Here is a 9,877-nt window from a genome sequence, read left to right on the forward strand (position 1 = left end):
ACCAACGACAAAAAACTGCCGACGAAGGTGTCTCGACAGCGCGGCAAAGGCGCGCGATGATCGGTTCCATGAATAGTCCAATGGCCCGCCCGACCGCCTTTTCGGAGGTATCTGCTTCGCCCGATCCCGTCCCGATTCTCAGCCGGGAGGTTCTGGGGCTTGCAGCCTCCTTCGCAGTCGTTCTGTTTCTGGTGGCGAGCCTCGTCTGGTGGATTGCCGGGGTCGATCCCGTACAGTCGGCCACCGGCAAGCTGGTCGGCATTGCCGGCGATACCGTGCTCGCCGCGCTGATCACGCTGGTTCTGTGGAAGCTCCGCGCCAGGCCGCTGGGGGTGAAAGCCCTGGTGGCCTGCGTGCTGGCGCTGGCCGCCTCCCCCGTATCGGCCTTCGTCGACTGGTGCATCAGCAGCTATTATTTCTGGCCGAAACCGGTGCCGATCGATCCGACCTATATCGCGCAGGTGGTGATCTTCAGCACGTCGGAGCTGTTCGGCTGGTCATGCCTCTATCTGGCGCTCCAGTACAGCAGCGAAGTGCGGGCGACGGAGCGGCGGCTTGCGGCGCTTCGCGAAGAGGCGCTGTCGGCGCAGATGCGGGCCCTGCATTACCAGATCAATCCGCATTTCCTGTTCAACACGCTGAATTCCATCGCAGGCCTGGTGGAGGAAGGGGCAAACGGCCCTGCCCGCGAGATGGTGCTGAGGTTGGCGAGCTTTCTGCGCCGGACCGTTTCGCTCGACCCCATGACGGAAACGTCGCTGGCCGAGGAGGTGAAGTTGCAGCTCGATTATCTCGGGATCGAGGAAGCCCGCTTTTCCGACCGGATGACGGTGACCGTTGCGCTGGATGACAGCGCCCGGCATGCCCGCGTGCCGGCGCTCCTTCTTCAGCCGCTCGTGGAAAACGCCATCAAGCACGGGGTGGCGCGCACGCCCGGCCCCGCCGGCATAGCCATCGGCGCGACGGCGCTCGAGGGCGGACGGTTGCGGATGTGGGTGGAGAATTCGGTGCCGCCGGGCGACCTATCCCCACCCGACGGCCTGGGCATCGGCCTTGCCAATGTCAAAAGCCGGCTCATGGCGCGCCACGGCAGCGCCGCCGAATGCATCATCGTCCCGACCGAACCGGGACGCATCCGTATCGAAATCACGATGCCCCTGATCCCATGAACATGCTGCTCCCGCTTACCATCCTGGTGATTGACGACGAACAGATTGCCCGGCGCCGTCTCATCCGCATCCTGCGCGCCATCGAGGGCGTGGAGGTGATCGGAGAGGCCGCGGATGTGCCCTCGGCGGTAGAGGCAGCTCTGCAGCTCAGGCCCGATCTCCTGCTGCTCGACGTACAGATGCCCGGTGGCGACGGCTTCGACGTCATCGAGAAGCTCGGCACACAATCGCCGCCGGTCATCTTCGTGACCGCTTTTGATCATCATGCGCTGCGGGCCTTCGACATCGAGGCGGTGGATTATGTGACCAAGCCGGTGGATCCGGTGCGCCTGTCCATGGCGGTTCGCCGCGCGCGCGAAGCCATCGAGCAGCGCAGCCGGGAGGAGCAGATCGGCGACCTTCTGGCGACCGTCGAAGCGCTGCGCCGGTCGCTTCGCCAGAACCAGACGCCCGCGCATTTCTTCTGGGTGAAAGGCCGGGGCACGCAGCAGCGGCTCGGCATCGAAACGATCGACTATGTGGAGGCGGAGCGTGATTATGTGCGGCTGCACGCGGGCGGTCAGTCGCATCTCGTTTCTGAAAACATATCCGCGGTCGAGGCGCGGCTTTCGCCGCTTGGCTTCCTGCGCATCCACCGCAGCACGCTGGTGAGGCGCGAGGCGGTCAGCCAGCTGGTGCAGGGCCGCTACGGGTCCTGGTCCCTGCGGCTGGCCGACGGAACCGAACTGCGGGTGGGACGGACCTATGCTTCCGCCGTGCGCCGCGCCCTGGAGCTGAAAACCGCCAGTTGACGGTTGCGCCGCGGCAGCCCGGCTGCCGCGGCGCACTGATGCTCAGCCTTGCGGCTGCGGTTGCGCCTCTTCCGCCTGCGTGGCGGCGGCATGGCGCTTGCGCCAGTCGCCGAGGAACAGCAGGATCGGAGCGGCAATGAAGACCGACGAAACGGCGGCTACGAAGATGCCGAACACCATGGGAATTGCGAAACTTGCCACCGCGCTTCCGCCCCAGATGGCCATGGGCAGCATGGCGAGGAAGGCGGTCAGCGAGGTATAGATGCTGCGCGCCAGTGTTTCGTTGATCGACTTGTCGATGATGTCACGCAGGGGCATGGACTTGTAGAGCCGCATGTTTTCCCGCATCCGGTCATAGACCACCACCTTGTCGTTCACGGAATAGCCGACCAGGGTCAGGAGGGCGGCAATGGCCGTCAGGTTGAAATCCAGCCCCGTGAGAGCGAAGAAGCCGAGCGATTTCGTCACGTCGAGAATGAGGGTGGCGATCGCCCCCACGGCAAAGGGCCATTCGAAGCGGGCCCAGATATAGACAAGCATGGCCAGCGAGGCGAGAACCACGGCGATAATGCCGGCGGTGGCGAGTTCTCCCGACACTTTCGGGCCGACCACCTCCGTCTGCACGATGGTGGCGTCCTTTTCGGTGACGGCGATCTGCTGCTTGAGCTTGGTCAGGGCGGCCGTCTGCGCCTCCTCGCCGCCGGCCTGCCGCTCGGCGCGGATCAGCACCCGGTTGTCTCCGGCGCCCTGAAGGGTGATCTCGCCCAGATTGAGGCCTTCGAGATCGTGCCTCAGCGCCGCCATGTCGGGCGGACCGGCCGTCTTGACCTCAAGCTGGATGCCGCCGCGGAAATCGACCCCGTAATTCAGCCCCGGGGTGACGAAGAGCACCAGCGAGGCAAGGGAGAGGAATGCGGAAATGCCAAGCCCGAGGAAACGGGCATTCATGAAGCGGATATTGGTGCCATCGGGAATGAGCTTGAGCGGCAACAGCGGCCGGATGCGGATTTCTTTCAGCTTGCGCCGCGTGGCAATCGCCACCATCAGCACCCGCACGATGGACACGGCGGTGAACATGGAGATGAGAATGCCGAGCCCCATGGTGACCGCAAAGCCGCGTACCGGCCCGCTGCCGAAGTAGAACAGCAGCGTTGTGGCAATGAGCGCGGTCATGTTGCTGTCGACGATGGTGGCATAGGCCCGCGAGAAGCCGGCATCGATGGCAGCCAGCGCCGAACGGCCCTTTTGCGTTTCCTCCCGGATACGCTCGTTGATAAGCACGTTGGCATCCACCGCCAGGCCGATGCCGAGCACGATACCGGCAATGCCGGGAAGCGTCAGCGTAGCACCCACAAGGGTCAGACCGGCAAAGGTGAGAACCACGTTGAGGGCGAGCGCGGCATTGGCGAGAAGCCCCCACCAGCCATAGAGAAGCAGGATGAAGCCGACCACGAGCCCGAAGCCGATCAGGCCGGTATCTATCCCCTTGCGAATGGCATCTGCGCCGAGATCGGCGCCCACGGTGCGTTCCTCGATGACCGTGAGCTTGGCGGGCAAGGCCCCCGCCCGCAGCATGGCGGCCAGCGTATTGGCGCTTTCCGCGCTGAAACTGCCGGAAATCTGGCCGGAGCCACCGGTAATCGGCTCGCGGATAACAGGCGCGCTCAGGACCTTGTCGTCCAGCACGATGGCGAAGGGATGGCCCACATTCTGCCGGGTGATTTCAGCGAAGCGCGCCGCGCCGGCATTGTCGAACCGGAAACTGACAACGGGTTCATTGGTCTGCGGATCGAAGTTGACCCGGGCATCGGACAGGCGGTCGCCCGACAGTTCGACCCGGTCGAGCACCGGATAGGTGCGCCCTTCCTCATCCTTGAGCAGCGATATGCCGGGGCCTGCCGTCTCGCCGTCCGACAGCATGTGGAAGGACATTTTCGCGGTCGAGCCCAAAAGCTGGCGCAGGCGCGACGGATCCTGCGCGCCGGGGAGCTGGACGAGGATGCGGTTCGAACCGACCCGCTGGATGGTGGGCTCGGAGACCCCCACCTGGTCGACACGCTGGCGGATGACCTCCAGGCTCTGCGCCACCGCATGGTCGAGCGCTTCGGCACGGCCGGCGTCGGTCATGCCGACCGCAATCTGTCCGGAAGAAGGCGCCGTCACCTCCAGATCGGCCTGCCCGGCCGAAAGGCCGGCCGCGACCGAAGATACCAGCTTCTTCAGGGCGTCGCGCGCCGCCTCTTCCTGCGCCGGATCGGCAAGCGTGATCATCAGCTGGCCGGCGCGCACCTGAAAGCCTGACGCCTTGACGTTGGCCTCGCGCAGCAATTGGCGCGCTTCGCGCTGATAGCCCTGCATCCGCTCCTTGACGAGATCCGTTTCATCCACTTCGAGAACCAGATGGGCGCCCCCGCGCAGATCGAGCCCAAGGGAAACCTGGGCATGCGGCAGGAAGGAGGGAAGCCGGGACAAAAGGGTGGGCGGCAGAATATTGGGCAGGGCGATGAAAAAGCCCATGATAATGATGGCCACATAGGTGACCACGAGGGAACGCGGCGTGCGCATGGGAAAAATTCCTGTTCGACGGCCGTCCCGCACCCCGCGAGGGGTGCGTGCGACAAGGCCGTATCGTCTCGGTCGAAGGATTCAGGCGATGAGGCGCACCGATGGCGGCGCGCGCGGTTGACCGAAGCGATGGGCCCGCCAGGCGCGGGGCGCCTGTGCGACCGGGCGAAGGGGGGCCGATCCGGTGGACCATGCGATTGCCGGATAGGGCAAGGACAAGAGGTCATCGCCACCACCGGCCGACAGAAGCGGCTTGGCGACCGGGCGGGGCGCATGGGCCACCCTGCTCCGCTCCTCCCGTGCAAGGAAGAGGGCCCGGCCAGGTCCGGAAGACGTATCGAGGGTCTGCCCGGACTGCATCGCCAGGATGCCGGCGCGCGGGCCCAAGCCCAGAAGAGCCATGAGGACGGCGAGAACGAGAAAACCAAGCCAGGCGGACGCCGAGCGATATCCGCCGGAACCGGCAGATACTCCCGTTAGATCGCTTTTCTCATCCTGAACCAGCACGGCTTTGCCTCGTTTGCTCCCCGGTCTTAACGGCAAAACAGCGCAAAAGCCAACAGATAAGCGTCCGGCGACGAGCACGAGCCCTTGGCGAGCTGCCGGGAAGAAGACCGAACCGGCCGCGAAAACACCCTTCGCGCCGCTCCCCGGCACAAAAAGAAACAACCGCCGATATCGCTATCAGCGGTTGTTCAAACCGTCTCGTGCTGAACATCACCAGAGCGGAATTACTTGTTGGTGGCGGTATTCATCTCGGTCTTAAGCTTCGTAAAGGTAGCACCGATCTGACCGCCCAGCGACGTCGCGCCTGCAATCAGAGCGACAGAGATGAGCGCCGCGATCAGGCCGTATTCGATGGCGGTCGCGCCGGATTCATCCTTGAGGAAGCGATTGATAAGATTAGACATTTAAAACTCCGTGATGTTACTCATTACCATCCACCACTGCTTGTGGTTGCGCCACTTTTGGTTCCAAATTCTTTCAATTTCCTTACCTGATACAACCTAAAAATTGCAGAATTTAACCTAGTTAATGCTCGATTGCACAACCCCCAATAACATCTGACACTTGCCAAACGGGAAGCCCCGCAAAACGGGAAATACAACCTATGATTAATTCATTATGGAAGGAATTAGGCAGCAACGATTCCCGGTTTCACGAGAGCAGGCCGCATTTGCCGACAGGCTGGGGGACGCGGTTCCCCGTCGAGCGGGTTCCCCCGTCGAGCCGGTTCGATGTCACGGGAGAACCGGACAGGTGAAACCTGTGCGGCCGTAAGACGGAATCACAGGGGAAGCCGATCGGCAGTCGGCAAAACGCGGTCCGCGGCACAACGGCGCCAGCTGAAAAAACCGCGTCGGCGGCATGCTCCACTCGGAAAGATCATCGGCAATCCGCGCCGCCTTATCCGTCACGGAACCATCCGGAGGGTCGACCTCCCTTCGCGCGCAAGGGCCGTTCGGTCCTGTCCAGCGCTCCGCGCCGGAAAAAGAAAAAGCCGCCCGAAGGGCGGCCTTTCTTTTGAAATCCTGTTTTGAAAACAAGAATTTCGGCTGGTCGGAGTGGAGTGATTCGAACACTCGACCCCCACGTCCCGAACGTGGTGCGCTACCAGACTGCGCTACACTCCGTGGCCAGCGCGGGTTCTATAGACCAGCCCTTTTGGAGACACAAGCGGCAATTCCAAAAAAATGTCATCCCAGGGAGTGATTTTAATCCGCCGCTTTTCCCCTGTGGAAAAGGCGCGGGGCAGAGGCCGGCGGGTGGGCAAAATTTGTTCGGATTCCCGGCGCTGCAACGATTTTCAACCGGCTCGGGATCGGCTAGAGCAGGGAACGCGCACGCAGCGCTCGATATCTCAGGGGACAATCGACCAATGAAAATCCGCATGTTCATGCTCGGCGGCCTTGCCGTGGCCCTCGCCAGCTGCACCACCACCGGCGGCTTGCCGCGCAATGCCGTCGAATCGGCCTGGAACGGCAAGTCCGCAGGCATCTTCTTCGCCCAGTTCGGGCCGCCCGCCGGCGACACCGGCGAAGGCGGGATGACCGAATATACCTGGAAGGGTGGCTACAAGACGGTGCGGGTGCCCGCGAAATATGCCGAAGGCGACAAGGGCAAGAAGGGCAAGCGCCTCTCTGCCGCCCAGACCCGCTACCTGAGCTGCACCGTCAAGCTTTCGGTGGACGACACCTATACGATCCGCAAGATCACCACGGTGGCGGACCGCCCCGGCCTGAATGGCCCCTCCTATTGCGCGGAATTCCTGGCCGGGGACAAGCCCGCTTCTTGACCCTTCGTTAACCCTGTTGCTCCGAGGCCCGCCGTGTCGCATGGCGGGCCTTTGTGTTTTGATATATATTCCTAAATTATGCTTCTTTTTATTCGGTTTCATTCATGAATTTTGCGACGGCGTCCCCCTATTATCCTGCCGACCGAACCAAGCCCGCAGCCCCCATGGGAGCGGGCCTCCTCTCGATGCTGGCCGGTCCCTGGCTCGGATTCCTGTATCTCGGACAGGTGCGGCTTGCCCTGTTCTATGCGGCCTATGCTGTTTTCGTGGCTTTCGGCTTCACCTGGCTTTATCTGGCGGATCTCAGCTATCTGGCCTTCATGCCCTACAAGTTCTTTTACGTGCTGGCGGTGCATGTCGTCGGCACCCTGCATTGCACGAACCGGGTCCAGCCACCGCTGTCCTTGCCGCAGGCGCGCCATTACAAGTGGCTGGCGCTGCTGCTCTCGGCGCCCGTCGTGGTGCTCTCGCTGTGCATTTTCACGCTGGTTTCCCTTTCCAGCCATCGGATGGCCAGCACGTCGATGGCTCCCACCATCGATCTCAATGCTCCCTTTTTCCTAAATACCTATGCCTATCGCTGGTCCCTGCCGGAACGGGGCGACGTGGTTCTCTTCACCACCCCCGACCGACGGGGGACGATCACCCGGGTTTCCCGCATCATCGGCCTGCCGGGCGACCGGGTGGCCATGCGCATGGGGGTCCCCTATGTCAACGGGAAGCCGCTCGCCGTGCAAGCGCTCGGGCCTTACACATCCCAGAATGGGCAATTGCGCCTTTCGGCTCCCTCCTTCATGGAAACACTTCCAGAAGGCACCCGCTACCGGGTCCTTTCCTCCGCTTCCCCGGGCACGGGCCGGTTCGACAATCATCCCGAGCGCCTTGTGCCCAAGCACGCCTATTTCGTCATTGGGGACAACAGGATATCCAGCCGGGACAGCCGGGATGCGGTGAGCATCGGCTTCGTGCCGCAGAAGCATATCAAGGGGAAGGTGTTCAACTTCCGCTGATCGACATTTTACCGAATGCCGTTACGTTTCTGCAATCCACCCATGGCAAGCTGATGCCATGCAAGGTGCGATGAGCCTTTCCGAAAGCGTGTTCGAGAGCCGGTCCGATCTGGTTCTTCCGGAACGAATCCTGCAGGGCGCTGCGGGCCTGTTCTGCTTTCTTCCCTTGTGGGATTTCTTCATCAGGCCGGGGGGCAATCCCTTCCAGCTCGGCCTTCTGCCATTCTGGATCATTGCCCTCGGCGCCATGAGCATTGGCCTGCCCCTGCTGGCGGGGGCGGTTCTGGGTGGGAAAAGCGCCATCCGGCTGGATGGCGAAACGCGGCAGGTTTCCGTTACGACCCGGTCACCCTTTTCGCATCGCACCCGCCAATGGCGCTTCGATGCGATCCGTAGCGTGGACGTGGTGGAAAACAGCTGGTCGGACGGACCCGCCAGCCATGATCTTCTGCTGCAGCTCGAAGACGTGAAGAAACCGCTCTGCCTGCGCAGCTTCGCCAGAGCGGAGGATGCGGACGAGGCTCGCGCCGCGATCCTGCGGATCATCGGCCCCTCGCCCTCCTGAGCGCGGCGCTTGCCGGCCTAAACGGCGCGGCGGACCGCGAGACGCCCGGCCAGCACGAAATCGACGGCTTCCGCCATGGCCCTGATCGAGGCAAAGGTTTCCTTGCGGATGAGGTCATCCGGGAACTGGAGATCGAAACCGTCTTCCAGCGCCATCATCAGCTGCACGGCCTGGAAAGAACTCATGCCGAGATCAAACAGGTTGTCATCGAGACCCAACCCGGCCGCATTCCCCGCAAAATGACCATTTCGGAACAGGATTTCCCGAATGGAACACACCAGTTGATCCATAATTACCACCATTTTTGATTGCATTGGCAATATAGGCAACTAATGCGGATAAAAACATCCAGATGTGCGGGTATGGTGAACGGAATGTGATCCGGACCCCGCACGCTTCTTCTTTCTGCCTTACGCCATCAGAAGCGCCTGCATGGCGGCCCGGTAGGCGCGCTCGACCTGGTCGCGCTTCACATGCCTGCCCGCTTGGACGACATGGTCTCCGGCGGCCCAGACATCGGCTATGGCGATGTCACGGCCGAAGATGAGACGGTCGATCCATCCATCTTTATCGACCGAAAGCGCGGCCCTGTCTTCAAGCGCAACCAGATCGGCGGGCGCACCGGCCACGATGGCCGGGTCGGGCGCCCCCAGCGCCTGCGCGCCGCCGGCGAGCGTTGCGCGAAGCAGCGCTCGCCCGGTCGAGCCTTCCCCGAGCGCGAGCAGGTTTCGCTGGCGATGGAACAGGCGCTGGCCATATTCCAGCAGCCGCAGCTCGCCTGCGGCGGTGATCTCCACATTGCTGTCGGTCCCCACCCCCATGCGCCCACCTTCGGCCAGGAACGCGACTGCGGGGAACAGGCCATCGCCCAGATTGGCTTCGGTGATCGGGCAGAGCCCGGCGACGGCACCGGATGCGGCAATGCCCTTTCGCTCCGCGTCCGTCAGATGCGTGGCATGGATGAGGCACCAGCGCCGATCGACCGGTTGATGCTCCAGCAGCCATTCCACCGGGCGCTGGCCGGAATGGGCGACGCTGTCGTTCACCTCCCGCATCTGCTCGGCAATGTGAATATGCACCGGACCGGCAGGATTGGCAGCGAGAAGACGATCCAGCTCTTCGCCGGTCGCCGCCCGCAGGCTGTGCGGAGCGATGCCGAGGCGGTCGAGAGGACGCGACAGCCTCCCGCGCAGGGTTTCGAGCAACCGGGCAAAGGACTCGAGATGATGGATGAAGCGGCGCTGGCCGTCCGAGGGCGGCGCGCCGCCAAAATCCGAATGGGCGTAGAAGACGGGCAGATGGGTGAGATTGATCCCGGTTTCCGTCGCCGCCGCAACGATCCGCAACGACATCTCGGCCGGATCGGCATAGGGGCGGCCATCCTGCCCGTGATGCAGGTAGTGAAACTCCCCCACGCGGGTAAAGCCGGTTTCCAGCATCTCCACATAGGCCATCTCGGCAACCGCCTGCATCTGGTCGGG

Annotated in this window: 10 protein-coding genes and 1 tRNA gene; 5 read left to right on the plus strand and 6 right to left on the minus strand. The window is 63.0% G+C overall.

Features of this window, described 5'->3' with window-relative positions:
* The first annotated feature begins 68 nt into the window (after window positions 1-68).
* A complete protein-coding gene (locus tag ACT54B_RS17995) occupies window positions 69-1,169 on the plus strand; it encodes a sensor histidine kinase (protein ID WP_476046857.1) in 1,101 nt (366 codons plus the stop codon).
* Entirely contained in the window at window positions 1,166-1,960 is a 795-nt protein-coding gene (locus tag ACT54B_RS18000) for a LytR/AlgR family response regulator transcription factor (protein ID WP_476046859.1), read from the plus strand. The genes ACT54B_RS17995 and ACT54B_RS18000 overlap by 4 nt, the downstream gene beginning before the upstream one ends.
* A gap of 42 nt (window positions 1,961-2,002) precedes the next feature.
* Here the strand turns inward: ACT54B_RS18000 and secD are convergent, their stop codons facing one another.
* From secD to ACT54B_RS18020, 4 genes are all read right to left on the minus strand, one after another.
* Window positions 2,003-4,525 carry a protein translocase subunit SecD gene (gene secD, locus ACT54B_RS18005; protein WP_476046861.1) on the minus strand — a complete coding sequence of 841 codons (2,523 nt, stop codon included), beginning with the start codon at window positions 4,523-4,525 and terminating at the stop codon, window positions 2,003-2,005.
* Window positions 4,526-4,606: 81 nt separating this feature from the next.
* Entirely contained in the window at window positions 4,607-5,032 is a 426-nt protein-coding gene (locus ACT54B_RS18010; RefSeq protein WP_476046863.1) for a hypothetical protein, read from the minus strand.
* Window positions 5,033-5,256: 224 nt separating this feature from the next.
* Entirely contained in the window at window positions 5,257-5,436 is a 180-nt protein-coding gene (locus tag ACT54B_RS18015; protein ID WP_476046865.1) for a Flp family type IVb pilin, read from the minus strand.
* A gap of 646 nt (window positions 5,437-6,082) precedes the next feature.
* Window positions 6,083-6,159 (minus strand) — tRNA-Pro (locus ACT54B_RS18020).
* A gap of 245 nt (window positions 6,160-6,404) precedes the next feature.
* Here ACT54B_RS18020 and ACT54B_RS18025 point away from each other — a divergent pair.
* The 3 genes from ACT54B_RS18025 to ACT54B_RS18035 all read left to right on the plus strand — a co-directional run bounded on the left by ACT54B_RS18025 (window position 6,405) and on the right by ACT54B_RS18035 (window position 8,396).
* The gene (locus ACT54B_RS18025; protein WP_476046867.1) at window positions 6,405-6,821 is read left to right on the plus strand and encodes a hypothetical protein; all 417 of its coding nucleotides are present in this window, start codon (window positions 6,405-6,407) and stop codon (window positions 6,819-6,821) included.
* A 104-nt stretch (window positions 6,822-6,925) separates the two neighbouring features.
* A complete protein-coding gene (gene lepB / locus ACT54B_RS18030) occupies window positions 6,926-7,831 on the plus strand; it encodes a signal peptidase I (RefSeq protein ID WP_476046869.1) in 906 nt (301 codons plus the stop codon).
* Between the two features lie 70 nt (window positions 7,832-7,901).
* Window positions 7,902-8,396, plus strand: coding sequence for a hypothetical protein (locus ACT54B_RS18035; protein WP_476046871.1), 495 nt, complete (start codon window positions 7,902-7,904; stop codon window positions 8,394-8,396).
* 17 nt (window positions 8,397-8,413) lie between these two features.
* Here ACT54B_RS18035 and ACT54B_RS18040 read toward each other — a convergent pair whose 3' ends face one another.
* Window positions 8,414-8,686 (minus strand): acyl carrier protein, encoded by a 273-nt coding sequence (locus ACT54B_RS18040; protein WP_476046873.1) that lies wholly within the window; start codon window positions 8,684-8,686, stop codon window positions 8,414-8,416.
* A 120-nt stretch (window positions 8,687-8,806) separates the two neighbouring features.
* A partial coding sequence (gene hutF, locus ACT54B_RS18045; protein ID WP_476046875.1) for a formimidoylglutamate deiminase occupies window positions 8,807-9,877 on the minus strand: 1,071 nt, incomplete at its 5' end.

The organism is Gellertiella sp. DMC107 (assembly GCF_056313605.1).

Coding starts and splice junctions, on each gene's coding strand:
- ACT54B_RS18025 (WP_476046867.1), top strand. CDS start 6,405: ATGAAAATCCGCATGTTCATGCTCGGCGGCCTTGCCGTGGCCCTCGCC.
- lepB (WP_476046869.1), top strand. CDS start 6,926: ATGAATTTTGCGACGGCGTCCCCCTATTATCCTGCCGACCGAACCAAG.
- ACT54B_RS17995 (WP_476046857.1), top strand. CDS start 69: ATGAATAGTCCAATGGCCCGCCCGACCGCCTTTTCGGAGGTATCTGCT.
- secD (WP_476046861.1), bottom strand. CDS start 4,525: ATGCGCACGCCGCGTTCCCTCGTGGTCACCTATGTGGCCATCATTATC.
- ACT54B_RS18040 (WP_476046873.1), bottom strand. CDS start 8,686: ATGGATCAACTGGTGTGTTCCATTCGGGAAATCCTGTTCCGAAATGGT.
- ACT54B_RS18000 (WP_476046859.1), top strand. CDS start 1,166: ATGAACATGCTGCTCCCGCTTACCATCCTGGTGATTGACGACGAACAG.
- ACT54B_RS18035 (WP_476046871.1), top strand. CDS start 7,902: ATGAGCCTTTCCGAAAGCGTGTTCGAGAGCCGGTCCGATCTGGTTCTT.
- ACT54B_RS18015 (WP_476046865.1), bottom strand. CDS start 5,436: ATGTCTAATCTTATCAATCGCTTCCTCAAGGATGAATCCGGCGCGACC.